Below are 16,516 nucleotides of genomic sequence, written 5' to 3'. Positions count from 1 at the left end.
GAGTGAACAGTGACCTTATCCAGATCACACCAAATACCAAATCTATAAAAGCCGGATACCGGGGAAATAAAATATCCCCACAGTATCCGGCTTTCTTTCATACACATTTGAAAGACAGATTTATTGGCTACGCTGTCCTCAGATCCTAACCCATACCAGCATCTCTCCCACTGTCCTGTTTGTCCAGGCATAGTAAGGTATGAATTTCAATGTCTGAGGCACAAATTTTCTGCCCGTATAAGGTTTATAAAGTGTCTTTTCATCCCACGCTTCCTCTGAGAGGCGTTTTCCCTCCGTGGTCAGTGTCACCACTCCTTTCAGTAAATCCTTTTCGTATTTTACCGCAAATTCCGGATTTTCACTCAGGTATAATTCCTGAAGCTGGTCTTGGTTGTCCGCTTCCTCCAGACAATATACAACAGGTCCGCGCATAACCGCCACTTTGCCAATGTCCTCCCGGACTCTTGGGTTGGCAGCCACCAGCTCCACCGGCATTTCCATGGAAAAGACAATCTCATCCCCATTTTTCCAGCAGCGCTCCATAAGGAGATATCCGTTCTCCACAGGACATTTGACTGCCTCCCCGTTTAGCTTCAGACTATAACCGCGGCACCAGCCAGGCACACGGACAGCATAGGTAAATGCTGTATCCGCTTCGTTTTCAACCTGTATTTTCACATGGCCGTTCCATGGATATTCGGTCTCTACCCTGAACTGATTCTCTTTCCCGTCCAGAACCGCATGCATACTGCCGCCGATAAACAGGTTCATGAAAAATTCCTTTTCATTATATTCATAGGCATAGCCGCCGATGGAAGAGAGAAGACGCGCCACATTCGGCGGGCAGCAGGCGCAGCCAAACCATTTCTGGCGTTCCACTTTTACATGTTTTTTGTAAAAATCCTTCTCGGACGCCTCCGGCACGGCTTCCAAGGGATTTACATAGAAGAATTTTTTGCCGTCCAAAGACATGCCGCTGATGACTCCGTTATAGAGACAGCGCTCCATCACATCCGCATATCTGCTGTCCCGGGTAATTTCAAACATTCTTCTGGCAAAGAATATCAGACCGATCGCAGCACATGTTTCCGCATAAACCGTATCATTGGGCAGATCGTAATCAAACGTGAACGCCTCCCCGTACTGGGAGGAACCGATAGCACCTGTTACATACATCTGTTTTTCCACAATGTTGTTCCAGATCCTTTGGCAGGCTTCAAATAATTCCATGTCCTCGGACGCACTGGCCACCTCAGCCATTCCCGTATATAGATATACGGCGCGCACTGCATGGCCCTCTGCCCGATCCTGCAGGCGGACCGGTTTGCCGGCCTGGTAATACTGATCCTGGAAATAGCTGTCTTTCCAGAAGAAGTCATTCTTGTTCTGTTCTCTCTCCCGGGCAAAATACAGAGGTGCCTGTCCTCTCTGGTCAATGAAATATTTGGCAAGCTCCAGATGCTTTGGATCTTTAGTCACTTCATAGAGTGCCGCCAGAGCCATCTCAGCCACTTCGTGTCCCGGATATCCGGGTTTCTTACCCGGAGCATTCCCAATATTATCGTAGACACAATTTACATAGCCAATGGCTGTATCCAGGAATTTTCTCTTTCCGGTTGCCTTATAATAAGCCACAGCCCCTTCCACCATATGTCCCAGGCAGTAAAGCTCATGGTGGTCCATAAGATTGGTAAATCGCTTTTCCAGGCCATTCAGGATATAATAGGTGTCCAAATAACCGTCCGGCTGCTGTGCCGCACTGATAATATCAATGGCCTGGTCTGCCGTCGCCTCCAATGTCTCGTCAGGGTGCCACATCAGAGAGTAGGCCACAGCTTCCAGCCATTTATAGGCATCACTGTCCTGGAAAACCATTCCCTGGAAACTTCCCTCCTCCATTTTCGCCGCAACCCGGAAATTCTGCATACAGTAACTGGGTTCTGCTCCTTCTATCCTGTCATTTAAAGCTTCCCACTGGTAAGGGATCACATGCTTTCTCACCAATTCCATATACTCTTTCCAAAAATCATCCTGAATGGAAACATCGCCCAGGGGCATCATTTTCACTTTCTTTTCTAACATGCTGTACCTCCTAAATATCTTGTTATTTTCATTTTCAAACACGCTCTGATCTGTTGAATTCCAAGATTCTTTGTGCTATCATAGAGCGATGGAAAACCATACACAGCAGCGGCTGTATCCTGAAATGATTGTACCATTTTCCGTTTTTGATACAACTTATAAAACAAAAGAAAAGGTGGTCATATCCCAGATGTTATCTTGTATTTGTGACGCTTCAAAACCGGCAGAATATCTGACCTGCGGAAATCTTGTCAGCGAGAATGAATTTGTGCATCTTTGCAGAACCCTGGATTTTTTTGTTTTAATCTTAGTGCAGGAGGGAACTTTGCATATGTGTCAAAATGACAGGACATATGATGTACGCCCCGGTGAATTTTTTCTCCTTTTTCCCGGAAGTACCCATTACGGCTATAAGCCAACCCAGGGATTCCTCTCCTACTGCTGGGTACATTTTATGCTGCCGGGCAGTCCGGCTGATACTGTCAAAAATCTGCCCCGTTCTTCCGAAAATCATTGTCCGGCAGAAGGCATCCCCCCTTTGGATCCTGCATTACAGGAAAGGATATGTCTCCCGGAACACGGCAAAATCTCCCCTGAGAAACGTTCCCAGCTCCTGTTTCTTCAACTTTTGGACTTAGCAAAGCGGAATCGTTATGAGATCACCTGGAGCTGCCATCACGCACTGAATCTGCTGCTACTGGAAATGAGCCGTGAATACCGGCAGGCTGAATACTTTGGCCTGGGCATGCTGCCAACTTCCGTGCAGGATATTATGGAATGGGTACAGAGTCATTTTGACCAGCCTTTGACGGTCAGCGGCCTGGCTGAAAAGTTCGGGTACCATCCCACTTATTTGTCCGCATTGATCAAACAATACACGGGCTATCCCCTTGTCACTTACATTAACCGCACCCGCATCCAAGTATCAAAAAATCTGCTGAACAGTCATACCCTGACCATCCGGCAGATTTCCTCCATGTGCGGATTCACCGATGAAAAACATTTCATGAAACTGTTCCGGCAGTTTGAGGGCATGACACCCACGCAGTACCGAAAAGCCTTTAACCAGAAAAAGATCAATACACTTTAGTGCTGGCGTATGTTTCTGGCCGGATACATGAAAACACCTCCCCCATCCAAATTTTCCGCATGAAAAAAGCGCCCTGCATATACGATACAAAGCGCCTTTTGCCACATTTCTGCTATAGCATCTTATTCAGCTTTTTATCAAAACTTGCAGCCTCATCTCCCAATACCCTGTGCCTTGCAATCAGGATGCAGTCCGCAAAATCAAGGGAGATTACAGGCTCCAAACGAAACTGAAAAACTATTCCCAATAGTCAGCCCAGCAAGGATACGCACTGCCGTTGTCCACGGACTTCTTAATGTCCTTGTAATAGTTCAGCTTGCGATTTAACTGCTTCTGGGCAGACTTTAGTTTTTCTATCTGCCCGGCTACGTGCTTTTCCTGCTCTCTGAGAAGGACTAAAATCTCATCAATGTGCTCCTGTTCCTGCTCTTCGTATGCAAAAAACTCCAAAAGCTTTGCCATAGACATACCTGTCTCCTTAAAACAGCAGACGGCTCCCAGACGGTTTATGTGTTCTTCTGTATAAATACGCTGTTTTGCCTTCGTCTTCTCCACAACAGGCAGAAGGCCAATCTCCTCATAATACCTCAGTGTAGATGCAGGAAGTCCAAACATCTGAGAAACTTGTCTTATTGTGTATGCTGCCATAATAACCTCCTCATTTTCCGTAAATGTGACGAAATTCAGATTTTCATTGACTTCAAGTATACTTGAGGTGTTAGACTTTGTAAAGACAGAACAGATGGGCCGGATACTTACTGCTGCCACATATGTTACTGTACACTACGTGTCCAGTAACACGCTTCGCGATGCACAGCTATGGAGCATTCTGCACCATATCGCGCTGACCGCCTCGGGATTTTCATGCTTCCGGCATGAAAACGCCTCCCGGTACAGTGGCCTGTGAACAGTAACGCCACGCATTCATACGATCCGTGCATTAAATACACAGACCTGTCTGAAATGGTACCAAAAGAATGCAATATGCAATCATCATGGAGTAAAGGAGAACACACATGTACAGAGCAAACGACAGACGATATGATACTATGAAATACAACCGCTGCGGATACAGCGGCTTAAAGCTTCCGGAAGTCTCCCTGGGCTTGTGGCATAATTTCGGAGACACCGCAGTGTATGACAACATGAAAAAACTGTGTTTCACTGCTTTTGACAACGGGATCACCCACTTTGACCTGGCTAACAATTACGGTCCCCAGCCCGGAAGCGCGGAGAAAAACTTCGGCAGGATCCTTAAGGAGAACTTTCTTCCTTACAGAGATGAAATGATCATCAGCACCAAGGCAGGCTATGATATGTGGCCGGGTCCTTACGGCGACTGGGGCAGTAAAAAATATCTGACTGCCAGCTTGGACCAGAGCCTGATGCGAATGGGCCTTGCGTATGTGGATATTTTCTACCACCACAGAATGGACCCGGAAACGCCCCTTGAGGAGACCATGGAGGCCCTGAACCAAGCGGTAAGAAGCGGAAAAGCCCTGTATGTTGGTCTCTCCAACTACGATGGGGAAACTATGAAAAAAGCGGCAGCCATACTAAAGGACCTGAAATGCCCCTTTATCATTAATCAGAATTCCTATAACATTTTCAACCGTACCATAGAAAAGAATGGTCTGAAAGATGCCTGTACAGAGGAGAAAAAAGGGATCATCTCCTTCAGTCCTCTGGCTCAGGGCATGTTGACGGACCGTTATCTGAAAGGAATCCCCTCTGACAGCAGAATCGTTACAGACGGGCGTTTCCTAAATGCAGACCAGCTCTCAGACAGCCGTCTTGCCAGTATCCGGGGGCTTGACCGGATCGCATCCGAAAGAGGGGAAAGTCTTGCGCAGATGGCGCTGAAATGGGTATTAAAAGATAATGTGGTGACCAGTGTGCTTGTGGGCGCATCCAAGCCCGAACAGATCCTTGATAATCTGAAGGTCATAAAAAGCGCACCGTTTACAGAAGAGGAACTGAAGAAAATAGACGAATTTTCGTAACCGTTCAGACAGGTCTGCGCATTTCCTCCAATGTATTTAGCATATTACCGCTGCACAGTCCAAAGGCTGTGAAGCGGTACTTTTATTTTTTCCCAATAAAACGGTACGGCTGCGCAGACCTGGCAGACATATCCTTTTTCGATGGGGATCTCCTCCATAACCGCATGTTCCATGGAAAGTTTTGAAAGGTCCCTGGTAATCCCCTCCCCGCTCCATTTGAGATAGCTCTCCTTCTGTGCCCAGAAATCCGCAAATGCCATTTCCGGGTCATCCGCACTTCTGATCACTTCCTGTTCCCGGATATTCATGGTCCGTTCCAAAAGTCTTCTGCCTCTCACCGGCTGTCTTATCTGCACGTCGATTCCTACCGAAACCCCCGCTGCAGCACAGACCGCATATGCGCCGGAATGGCTGATATTAAAATGGATCTCCGGGTAACCGTGCAGATAAGGTTTTCCGTTTTTTCCCTTTGACAGCATACGCTCCAGCTGCGCAAGCCCTTCTTCTCCTTTGGGCAGGGACAATCCGTACACCTCTTTCAGGGCATGGCAAAGCAGAAGCCTCCCGGCCCGGGTTTCATACCTTCCTTTTTCCCCTCCTGGCGCCGCTTTACCGGATAATGCATCTGTTTTTCCATAAAAGATCCAAACCTTTTCCATGATCACTGCCCTCTTTTCAACTCCTCCGGCACCAGCCTGCTTTCCACCAGAAATCTGGACACTTCCAAATCCTTATCATGCCGGCTTTTTGCATAGAGTATGTAAAGCTCTTTCCTGGCTCTTGTCATACCCACGTAAAAGAGCCTCCGCTCCTCCTCAATACTGCTGTCCGAAACAGCTTTGTGATACGGTATCGTCCCTTCATTTACATCCATGAGAAATACCCTGTCATATTCCAGTCCCTTGATGCTGTGAAGGGTGGATACGGTAACGCCTTTCTTCTCCATATCCTGTTTCTTTGCCTGCTCTTTCAGCTTTTCCGTGTAGTCCGCTATGTGGGCAAACCATTCTCCGAAGCTTTTATATCCCTTTGCACTCTCAGCCAGCTCCTCCATGACCTCATACAAGTCATCCACTTTGATCTTCCGGTAAAACGCGTAATCTTTCAGATATTCTTCATATCCGATCCCATACCGGATATAGTTGATGGCGCCGTAGGGGGTCATGCGCTTTAATGTGGTCAAATCTTCCTCCAGTTTGTCAATCCTGTCGCACATCCAGTCTTTTCCCTCGTAAAACCAGCGAAGGCCTTCAAAAGATACTGTGGCATCGTCAAGGGATTCCCTGGATATATAACGGTTTGGACGGTTCATCACCTGTAAGAATTCCCGGCGGCTCCGGTCACCCTGGGCCAGTTTTATATAGGAGATGATATTCCTGGAAATCCAGTGTTCATACAGATTTGGCAGGGCATCCCGCATCTGGAATGGGATCTGGTACTCCATCAGTGTCTCCACCAGAAATCTGGCCCCAAGATTGGTTCGGTAGAGTATAGCGATCTCTTCATAAGGAGTCCCCTCTTTCACCGCTTTTTGGATACACTCCTTCACAAAAAGCTCCTCCTCCTTGCCGTCCTCGAATCCACATACCGTTACCGGTTTTCCCTCCTCATTATCCGTAAAAAATTCTTTTGGATAACGGTTCTTATTCTTCCCGATCACTCTTTTGGAAGTCTCTACGATCTGCTTTGTGGAGCGGTAATTACAGGCCAGAAGTTCTGTCCCCGCATCGGGAAAATCCTTTGGAAAATGCAGCATGATCTCCGGTTTCGCTCCCCTGAATGCGTAGATAGACTGGTCATCGTCCCCTACAATAAAAAGGTTATTCTGCGGCGCTGCCAAAAGCTTTATAATGTCATACTGAAGCTGGTTGATATCCTGGAACTCATCCACAAGCACATACTGAAACTTTCCCTGCCATCCCGCCAGAATATCTTTTCTCTTTGTCAGAAGATCATAGCAATACAGCAGCATATCATCAAAATCCAAAAGCCTGGACTGCCTGCAGGCCTCCACATAAGAATGGTAAATCTTTCGGAATGTATCGTCCGGGCAGTTGGCGGAGTAGTAATGTTCTATGGGCATTCTGCCGTTCTTAACAATTGAGATCTCCTGTACCAGACCCTCAAAAAATTCTTTCTCATCATCAATCCGCATTTTCTGGCGGTAAACGATCTCTTTTAGGATGTCGTATTTCCGCTCATCACCCAGAATATTTTTTGCGGACAGCCGGTAGGCATGGCGCAGGATCCCGTAAAAGATACCGTGAAAGGTGCCGAAGGTCACTTCCCTGTATGCCCCCTGCATTCCCTCCTCTTCACACAGGCGTAAAAAACGCTCCTTCATCTCCCTGGAAGCCGCTTTTGTAAACGTCACCACCAGTATGGACGAAGGAGTCACCTGATATTTCTTTATTAAATTAGCCACCCTCCTGGTGATGGTGGTGGTCTTCCCGGAACCAGGGCCTGCAAGAAGCATCATGGGGCCCTGGTTATGGGAAACTGCTCGTTCCTGTGCGGAATTTTTCTGCATATATGGGTTACTCCATTATCGGTTTGTTTATGCCTGGCTTAAAATGCTGCGCACTTAAAAAAGTTCAGCTGTCTGAACGGTTACGCACACTCTAACTTTTCCACAGCTGCGTGCAGGCGTTTCATGGACTCCTCTTTTCCCAGCACTTCCAGGATTTCGGTAGCACCGGCGGGTGTCATCTGTTTGCCGGAAAGCGCGGTACGGATCGGCCAGAGAATCTGTCCGTTTTTATAGCCGTTCTCTTTCGCAAAACCGCAGAGCAGATCATACAGCGCATCGTTTGTATAGTCCTCGAAGTCCTCCAGGACCGGAAGGATCTTCTTCAGGACCTCCAGTGAAAGTTCAGGGTTTGTCTTCATTTTCTTGTGTGTGTACATGGACACATCATACTCCGGTACTTCCTCAAAGAAGTCAATGAGTGCCGGAATATCCGGAAATACTTCGATTCTTGTTTTAACCATCTGGGCGATCTTCTTTAAGTCCAGATCCCTTTTTACAGCCTCTTTCACAAACGGGATCGCCATGTCACAGAACTTGTCAAAGTCCATAGCCTTGATGTACTCCCCGTTCATCCATTTCAGTTTTGTCATATCAAACACTGCCGGGGATTTGCTCATGTGATGATAGTCAAACTCTTTCACCAGCTCTTCCAGACTGAAGATCTCACGGTTGTCCTCCGGGCACCATCCAAGCAGCGCCACATAATTTACAATAGCCTCTGTGAGAAATCCCTGGTCTGTCAAGTCCTCATAGGAAGAGTGACCGGAACGCTTGCTCAGCTTTTTGTGTTCCTCATTGGTGATCAAAGGACAGTGGACATAGGTGGGAATCTCCCAGCCAAATGCCTCGTATATCCTGTTGTATTTCGGTGAGGAAGACAGGTATTCATTTCCACGCACCACATGGGTGATGCCCATCAGATGGTCATCAATAACATTTGCAAAATTATAAGTGGGATATCCGTCGGATTTTATTAAGATCAGGTCATCCAATTCATTGTTCGGCACCGTAATATCACCGTAAATATCATCATGGAAGGTTGTATTTCCCTCTGTGGGCATATTAAAACGGATAACATGAGGTTCTCCAGCCGCAAGCTTTGCTTCCACCTCTTCTCTGCTAAGATGCAGGCAGTGCTTATCATAGACCGCGATCTCCTTGCCGTCCTCTCCCACGCTGGCTTTCAGGGAATCCAGGCGCTCTTTTGTACAGAAGCAGTAATAGGCATCTCCCTGCTCGATCAGTTGTTTTGCATAGTTCAGATAAATACCCTGGGCATTTCTCTCACTCTGGACATATGGACCGTATCCGCCGTCTTTGTCCGGTCCTTCGTCATGGATCAGCCCTGTTTTAGCCAGTGTGCGGTAAATGATCTCCAGCGCACCGTCCACAAAACGTTCCTGGTCTGTATCCTCAATACGGAGCATAAAACTTCCGTTCTCATGCTTTGCGATGAGATATGCATATAAAGCGGTTCTCAAATTTCCCACATGCATCCTTCCGGTGGGACTTGGGGCAAATCTTGTTCTTACGGTACTCATTATCATTAATCTCCTTATCGGTTCCTGTTTTGTTCTGGTCTTTCCACAAAAAAGGGGTACATGGACATTGGCCAAATACCCCATATCATTGAAATTATACCGTAAGGTTTTCTACTTTTCAAGTGGGGAATCATGATTTTTCCCCTTAAGCGGAAAATAAATCTGATATTCCTCATACCCCACCTGATGGAGCGGAACAAACCGGATGCCTGTGTCCTGCCCGATGGTCTTATATGTATTCTGCCAGTAAGCCCATTCCCTCTCATTGTCACTGACCAGGACCTGCTCCGGTTCCCGCGGATCCACGTACAAGGTACGCTCTTCCCCGCACAGCCCGGCCAGCACCACGGGTCCGTCCAGAAAAGCAGCCATATCCGGTCTGCCCGGCAGATAGTCTGCATGGATTCCTTTCGGGATCTCAACATGGATGGTGTTTTGCTTCCAGACTCTCTTGATCTCTGCAAAACTGCCCTTCTCTGCCCTAAGATCCACGGCCTTCCCATCCACAAGGAAAACCGGCGTTCCCTGCATCCACCAGGGCACTCGGATCCGGATGGAGAATTCTGTTTCCCGCTCTGCCCTTATTTTAAGGTCAAATACCAGCTTGTCAGGATGGAAGAGCTGCCTTGCCGTGGCATCGGTGATCTTCTGCCGTCCGGGGGAATCACTGGACAGATGTTCGCTCCCGCTCAGAGAATTTATGACCTGCTCCGCTGATATGGCTGTATCCCCTATCATCCCCCTGTATTCCGAGTCAAAATACTGGCATACATACAAGCCGTTTTCTCCCGTGTAATACATTCCCGTATTGTGCGCCGCGTTTGCCTGGACCAGAGAGCCATGGCAGCAGAAGAAATCCTGTGTCCTGCTGCTCCACGCTTTCTGCCCCCCTGCACGCAGAGGCAGGAAATAAGTCAAAAGCCCCTCCTCCGGATACACGGATTTCCTGCCGTGGGTAAAGCTTCCCCTCCAATATCCCTGGGCCATAATGCCATTGTATAGATTTCTTTCCCAGTAATCCATATAAACAGCATCCCCTGTGCACCTAAATAAAAAATCTGCCAGCCGCATCATATTATATACGGTACAGTGTTCCTGGTTCTTGTCACCCAGCCTGTAGGCCAGATGCATCCGGGGGCTCCATATCTCTCCGCAGGTCTGTCCTCCTGTTGCATAGGTGCCCCGCCTGGTGACTGCCATGTCCCAGTAGGCCTTCACCATATCCAGCCACTTTTCTTCCCCTGTCGCCTCGTAAGCGGCTGCAGCTCCCAGGATTTCGGGGATCGTGGTGTTGGCATGCATATTCGTCAGCACGTCTCTTCCTTCCAGAAGGCCGTCGAACAAGTCGCAGCGGTAATAGCGGTCCATCAACTCACGGAACAAACCTTTTTTAGTGATCCGGTACAAAAGGACCCATATTTCCAGCATTCCCCCTGTCTCCACATCCAAGATCCCCTGGAACTGCTCTTTGGTATACCGTCCGCTCCAGTCATAGAACCACTCCCCGAAATGTACGGCAATCTCCAGGGCTTTTTCATTTCCGGCCAGTTCATACATGTCAAGAAGCCCCATGAATGTCTTGTGCACCGTATACTGGGGTGCCCAAATACGCTTTTTGTTCCCAATCCAGTAAAAGTATTTCTCCGGAATCGAAGCGGCCCATCTGCCGCCGTTTTCTTTCTGGCACTTTTCCAGGACATCTACGATCTCATCTGCTTTTGCCTTAACCATCTCATTCCCGGTTGCCTCATAATGCATGGCTGCGGCGGAAAGCCAGTGCCCGAGGAAATGCCCTCTCAGTTCACAGACGGGGGATTCCCAGCCCCCATGGATACCCGGGGGCAGTTCTGATGTCTTATAGAGACCTGCCTCCAGTGTATAGGGAAGAAGCAGGTTTTCATTCTCCAGTTCCAGCAGATACTTTTTGTTTTCCTCACGGCGGCGTACCAACTCAGGGTCAAAGACTTTGACCTGACGGCCTTTTGCCATTTTTAATTTACTCATATTTCATCTCCAATCTTATTTTACTGCTCCGCGTACCAGCCGCTTTTTTCTGTTTCAGGCGTGTAGCGAATCAGAACTTTTTCCATAAAAACAGAGAATAACAGTGTTCCCACAACAGGAAGGCAAAAAGCGGACAAGGGGATGTACCACATGACCACCGCACACAAAGCCACAGTCAGGACCATGAGAAATGTATACGGAAAATGCTTTACCATTAACCCGGCAGAAAACCGCAGAATCTCAAAACATTTCATACTGCATCTGGAAAGAACAGGAAAGGCATAACATCCAATGGATAATACGGCAAAGGCCAGGCATCCATAAACTGTTGTGGTAAAAAACCGGAAACTCTCATCCCTGATCGCCGCTGCAAATATAAAATTCATATAGAACAATAAGATTCCCAGCAGATACAGGACCCAGATACCCAATGAAGGAAAAAAGTTCATTCTGAATGCATGAAAAAATGTCCTGGTCACATATCCCCTGTTCTTTCGGATCGCTTTCACCGATGTGTAATAAAGGGCCGTGGTGGATGCCCCTATGGTCACAACCGGCAGACAGCAGAGAAACCACAGGATGCTGAGCCATAAGATATCCGTCACCTTGCCGATCCCTGCCATGACCGGGGAATCATATTCCATAAAACTCATCGTATCATCTCCCTCTTTTGTACATCAGTCGTAACTATTCAGTAGGTCTGCGCATTCACTGCGCTGACCGTAAGAAAGTGTACCACGGCCAAGCAAAAATCCCATCGCCAAAGGCGATTCTGCATGGATTTTTGCCTGTAACTGTGAAGGTACTGAACAGTTACCATCAGTCTTTCATTCCCGACATCATTACACCTTTTACAAAGGCATCCTGGGCGCATAAAAATGCGATCAGCACCGGCAGTACCGCGATCACTGAGGACGCCATGAGCACAGGCCAGTCCGTGGAATACATGCCCTTCATGCTGGCAAGTCCCAGAGGCAGCGTATATTTTCTGGCGTCATTAATATAAATAAGCGGTGTAAAATAATCGTTCCATACATTCATAAAACAGAAAATACACAGCGTGGCAATGGTGGACTTTGCCATGGGAAACGCAATCCTTAAGAATGTCACAATAGGATTGCAGCCGTCAATTTTGGCAGCCTCCACCAGCTCATTTGGCACCGTGATAAAAAACTGCCGCATAAGGAACGTTCCGAAGGCAGAAACAGATGCAGGAAGCATCAGGGACCACAGGGTGTTTACCAGCCCATACATGGACATCTGCAGGAAGTTTGTGATAACCGTTACATGGAACGGGATCATCATAGTTGCCAGATACAGCGTAAAGATTTTATCCCTGCCCTTAAAATTCATCTTCGCGAACACATAACCTGCCGTGGCAGATGTAAATACCTGAAAAAACACAACCCAGGCAGACACTTTTACACTGTTCAGGAAATATGCAAAATAATCAAACCTGCTGGAGATCTGCGTGTAATTTTCCCACACCAGACGCTCTCCAAACAAAGTCGGAGGGAATACAAACACTTCCCCAAGACTTTTAAAAGATGAAGACAGCATCCAGAAAAAGGGAACCAGCATGATCACAGACCCCAAGATCAGGATCAGATGAGCTATCACTTTACCAATCAGCTTTTTTTTCTTATTACTCATGACCCGACTCCCCCTCTAATAAATTTCCCGCATGTTCTTTTCCATGCGCATATTGAACACTGTTATGATCATAACAATGAAAAACAGCAGATACGCGATCGCACAGGCATAGCCCAGTTTAAAATACTGGAAAGCATTCTGATACAGATAATGTACCAGAACAGAGGAAGAACGTCCCGGCCCGCCCTTTGTCATAAGCATTACCTGGTCAAATACCTGGAAGGAGCTGATGATGGACATGACAAAAATAAAGAAGGTTGTAGGGCGCAGCATAGGCAAGGTTATATACCTGAACTGCTGCCATTTATTTGCCCCGTCCAGTTCAGAAGCTTCATAATAACTGGTGGAGATGCCCTGGAGCCCTGACAGGAAAATGATCATATTGTAGCCTGCATTTTTCCATATCCCCACGATGGCCAGGGAAATCAGGGATGTGGAGCTGTTTAACAGCCATTTTGGCCCCTGAATCCCAAACAGGGATAACACGTAATTCAAAATACCGTAGTCCGGGTTATAGATCCACTGCCACACAATGGCAACAACAACCATGGATGTGATTGCCGGAAGAAAAAACGCCGCCCTGTAAAATCTGCGGAATCCAATCTCACGGTCCAACATAACCGCCAAGAGCAAAGAAAAGCACATGCCGATAGGTACGGTGATAACTGTATAAATAATGGTATTTTTCGTTACTTCCCAGATGATCGGGTCTTTTGCCATGTTAATGTAGTTCTGAAGCCCTATAAACTTGGGCGTTGTCAGCATATCATATTTCGTAAAGCTGAGGACCAGGGTTGCCACCACCGGTATCAGCATAAATAACAAGAATCCGATCACATTTGGAGCCAGCATGAGCCAAGCCCATTTGCTGTCATCCTTTAACTTACTTATTTTTTTTGTATTTCCCACTCTTACCCTCCTGTCCCGGACCGGTACTGCGGTGCGTAAATCCGTTCCCTATCCCTTACACACGGCGGTGCCGGACACCTGTCCGCATAAAAATGCATCCTGCACAAAGCAGTGTGCAGGATGCATCAAATTTTACCACTTACTGCTGTAATGCGTCTTGAATTGCCTCGTCGATTCTGGTATCCATATTCTCTAATGTCAGATCAATATCCTGGTCCTGTTTAAAGTACATATCCGTCTCTTCCGCAATAATGTCCCTTGCCTGTGAGGTGAGCTGTAAGGCCGTGGGGTCAACAACTGCATCCTTAAAATATGTAAGCATCTGTTTGTAGCTGTCCCCATGTACTTTCTCATCATACCACTGTGCCACAGCGTCATCCTCATACATGGAATAGCGGTTTGGCATCCAGAGTCCGCTCTTTACAAGTGCTCCCTGATAATCCATTCCGGACAGGAACTGAAGGAATTTCCAGGCCTCCTCTTTATGTTTGCTGGTATCTGAAATACAATGCAGGTGGGCCTGCCCTGTGGTAAGCACTTTTCCGTAAGACGGAAGGGGGGCCATCCCAATATTCATATCGGATGCAGCCAGCTCCTGAAGGGACCAGGAACCATCCACCAGCATAGCCACTTTACCTGTCTGAAGCATCTGTTTTGCGGACATTCCCACAGCGTCTAAGGTGGAAGCATCCGGCGCGGATCCGTCCTCTGTACGGATCGCCTTGATGGTCTCAAACACTTCTTTGTTCTCCGGGGAGTTCATTGTGCTCTTGGTGTAATCTTCATTGTATCTGGTTCCACCGTTTGAAAGGAGCTGTGCGTTCAAAGTATCTGCCACCGTCTCCAGTCCGTACACACCGTAAATATCTTCTGATGTGAGCTTTTTCGCGATCTCCCTGAATTCATCAATGGTCCAGCAATTCTCCGGGTCTGCACTGGGATATTCCAGTCCTTCTGCGTCAAATACATCTTTATTGTAGTAGACTATGGGAGATACGGTACAGGATGAAATCCCATACACATGCCCGTCCACCTCCATGATCTGGCGGGAGGAATCTATGAAATCATCCAGCGGATAATTCTCATCGAACTGATCTGTAATATCCCACAATGCGCCCTTTGAGACAATGGCACGGTAACTCTCCGCTGCCACGAACATAACATCCGGCAGGGAGCCGGCCGCTGCCGAGGAAAGCAGTTTTGCATTGTACTCAGAACCGGCAAGTCCAGGTGTATAATTCACCTTTATATTGGGGTTCTCTTTTTCAAAAGCCGCAATGCCGTCCTTCACGGCCTGGGTTTCCAGAGGGGATGCCTCCCACCCCATAAAGGTAAGTTCCACCACACCATCTTTTGACTCTCCACCGGAATCAGAGGAAGCATCTGTACTGCCTGCCTCACCGGAGCCGTCCGGTCTGGACGGCGCACCACAGCCTGTTACAGCCGCTGCAGCCATTGCTGCTGCCAGAGATAACGCCATGATCTGTCTCTTTTTCATGTTATAAACCCTCCTGATCTATCATTCTTATTATCAGTTACTCTGCTTGCAAGCGCTTTTTATTTGATGACATTATGTTACCATACTGAAATTCTCAAACAACGTACAATACACAAGAAAAAGTGGTCATTTCCAATTATCTGCCATTTTCCCCGTCCATAGTCTGCGATTTTGTGATACTATAAAACAAGACAAGCGTGTGATTGAAAATCGCTTTCGGCAAAATGGAGCGTGCAGATTGCCGGAATGAATTTTCAAACACACTCCAGGAGGGAATACCATGCTCTATTTTATTTCTGATGCCAGCAAACCGGTGGAATATATCTCCTGCGGCAACCTGGCAAGCAAAGATGGTTTTGTACACCCAAAAAGAAACATTGATTCTTTTGTGTTGATCATTGTAATAAAAGGGACCCTGCACATTACCCAAAACATGACAAATTATGACGTGAGGGAGAACGAATTTATCCTGCTTTTTCCTGATACGCTCCATTACGGATACCGTCAGACAGAGGGGGAACTGTCTTATTACTAGGTGCACTTCTATGTGAAAGACCCGGATTATTCCATCTATAACAGGGGCAGTCTCCTGAGGAACCGCCCTATTTTCAAGGAATCTACAGATATCACTTCTACCCCCCCCCCCAGGGAAAATTTTCTACTTCCCGAATACGGGGAGTTATCTGTGGAGAAACGTTCACGGCTTCTCTTCGTGCAGCTTCTTGATATTGCCAAAAGGGAAAATTATATGCCCACATGGAGGTGCCACTATGCTCTGAACCTGCTCCTCATGGAAGCCACAAATGAATCTTTCCAGATCAACCGTTTTCTGGATTCCAGCGTTCCCATCCATGTTCTGGATGTCATAGAATGGATCCGCACCCATTACGACCAGCCGCTCAGCGTGGCTTCCATTGCGGAACAATTTGGGTATCATCCCACTTATCTGACCAATATTTTTAAGAAATACACCGGATATCCCATTCTCACATATGTGAACCGTACACGGATCGCCGTGGCAAAAAACCTGCTCACCAACCGTACCCTGTCTATTTACCGGATTGCGGATATGTGCGGGTTCTCGGATGAGAAATATTTTATGAAGCTGTTTAAACGCTATGAGGGGATCACTCCCACGCAATACAGAAAGGCCTTTCATCAGAAAAAGATCAATCTGACATAAAAAGCGGGACACGCTGCCTGAAT

Annotated in this window: 14 protein-coding genes and 1 pseudogene; 5 read left to right on the top strand and 10 right to left on the bottom strand. The window is 47.3% G+C overall.

The features are described 5' to 3' along the window. Positions 1-138 precede the first annotated feature (138 nt). Entirely contained in the window at positions 139-2,082 is a 1,944-nt protein-coding gene (locus tag CI595_RS06205; protein WP_095172443.1) for a glycoside hydrolase family 127 protein, read from the bottom strand. Between the two features lie 88 nt (positions 2,083-2,170). Between CI595_RS06205 and CI595_RS06200 the strand changes: the two genes are divergently transcribed. Next, positions 2,171-3,172 (top strand): helix-turn-helix domain-containing protein, encoded by a 1,002-nt coding sequence (locus CI595_RS06200; RefSeq protein ID WP_095172442.1) that lies wholly within the window; start codon positions 2,171-2,173, stop codon positions 3,170-3,172. Positions 3,173-3,409: 237 nt separating this feature from the next. Here the strand turns inward: CI595_RS06200 and CI595_RS06190 are convergent, their stop codons facing one another. After that, positions 3,410-3,820 carry a MerR family transcriptional regulator gene (locus tag CI595_RS06190; RefSeq protein WP_095172441.1) on the bottom strand — a complete coding sequence of 137 codons (411 nt, stop codon included), beginning with the start codon at positions 3,818-3,820 and terminating at the stop codon, positions 3,410-3,412. 368 nt (positions 3,821-4,188) lie between these two features. On the opposite strand from CI595_RS06190, the gene CI595_RS06185 reads away from it, so the two are divergent. Next, positions 4,189-5,175, top strand: a complete 987-nt coding sequence (locus tag CI595_RS06185; protein ID WP_095172440.1) for an aldo/keto reductase — start codon at positions 4,189-4,191, stop codon at positions 5,173-5,175. Between the two features lie 44 nt (positions 5,176-5,219). Here the strand turns inward: CI595_RS06185 and CI595_RS06180 are convergent, their stop codons facing one another. From CI595_RS06180 to CI595_RS06145, 8 genes are all read right to left on the bottom strand, one after another. Beyond that, positions 5,220-5,834 carry a 4'-phosphopantetheinyl transferase family protein gene (locus CI595_RS06180; RefSeq protein ID WP_095172439.1) on the bottom strand — a complete coding sequence of 205 codons (615 nt, stop codon included), beginning with the start codon at positions 5,832-5,834 and terminating at the stop codon, positions 5,220-5,222. Positions 5,835-5,836: 2 nt separating this feature from the next. Continuing rightward, positions 5,837-7,705 (bottom strand): ATP-dependent helicase, encoded by a 1,869-nt coding sequence (locus CI595_RS06175; protein WP_095172438.1) that lies wholly within the window; start codon positions 7,703-7,705, stop codon positions 5,837-5,839. 80 nt (positions 7,706-7,785) lie between these two features. Continuing rightward, positions 7,786-9,246 carry a glutamate--tRNA ligase gene (gene gltX, locus CI595_RS06170; protein ID WP_095172437.1) on the bottom strand — a complete coding sequence of 487 codons (1,461 nt, stop codon included), beginning with the start codon at positions 9,244-9,246 and terminating at the stop codon, positions 7,786-7,788. A 111-nt stretch (positions 9,247-9,357) separates the two neighbouring features. After that, positions 9,358-11,250: a beta-L-arabinofuranosidase domain-containing protein gene (locus tag CI595_RS06165; protein WP_095172436.1), complete on the bottom strand. Its 1,893-nt coding sequence runs from the start codon at positions 11,248-11,250 to the stop codon at positions 9,358-9,360. Between the two features lie 20 nt (positions 11,251-11,270). Then, entirely contained in the window at positions 11,271-11,903 is a 633-nt protein-coding gene (locus CI595_RS06160) for a YesL family protein (protein ID WP_095172435.1), read from the bottom strand. Between the two features lie 166 nt (positions 11,904-12,069). Next, on the bottom strand, positions 12,070-12,903 hold the full coding sequence (locus CI595_RS06155; protein WP_095172434.1) for a carbohydrate ABC transporter permease: 834 nt from the start codon (positions 12,901-12,903) through the stop codon (positions 12,070-12,072). A 15-nt stretch (positions 12,904-12,918) separates the two neighbouring features. Further along, entirely contained in the window at positions 12,919-13,812 is an 894-nt protein-coding gene (locus CI595_RS06150; RefSeq protein WP_095172433.1) for a carbohydrate ABC transporter permease, read from the bottom strand. 139 nt (positions 13,813-13,951) lie between these two features. Then, positions 13,952-15,310 (bottom strand): ABC transporter substrate-binding protein, encoded by a 1,359-nt coding sequence (locus CI595_RS06145; RefSeq protein WP_095172432.1) that lies wholly within the window; start codon positions 15,308-15,310, stop codon positions 13,952-13,954. Between the two features lie 216 nt (positions 15,311-15,526). Here CI595_RS06145 and CI595_RS27310 point away from each other — a divergent pair. From CI595_RS27310 to CI595_RS06135, 3 genes and pseudogenes are all read left to right on the top strand, one after another. After that, positions 15,527-15,610, top strand: a pseudogene (locus CI595_RS27310) (DUF6783 domain-containing protein); the annotation flags it as partial. Then, positions 15,591-15,845 carry an AraC family ligand binding domain-containing protein gene (locus CI595_RS06140; RefSeq protein WP_095172431.1) on the top strand — a complete coding sequence of 85 codons (255 nt, stop codon included), beginning with the start codon at positions 15,591-15,593 and terminating at the stop codon, positions 15,843-15,845. The pseudogene CI595_RS27310 and the gene CI595_RS06140, both read left to right, overlap by 20 nt. Before the next feature lie 150 nt (positions 15,846-15,995). Then, complete coding sequence (locus tag CI595_RS06135) at positions 15,996-16,493, top strand: AraC family transcriptional regulator (RefSeq protein WP_147737695.1); 498 nt, start codon at positions 15,996-15,998, stop codon at positions 16,491-16,493. Positions 16,494-16,516: the final 23 nt, after the last annotated feature.

Origin of the sequence: Blautia hominis, assembly GCA_002270465.1 — a bacterium.
GTDB classification, from domain to species: Bacteria; Bacillota; Clostridia; order Lachnospirales; family Lachnospiraceae; genus Blautia; species Blautia hominis.
This window is presented reverse-complemented; position numbering and strand designations above follow the sequence as displayed.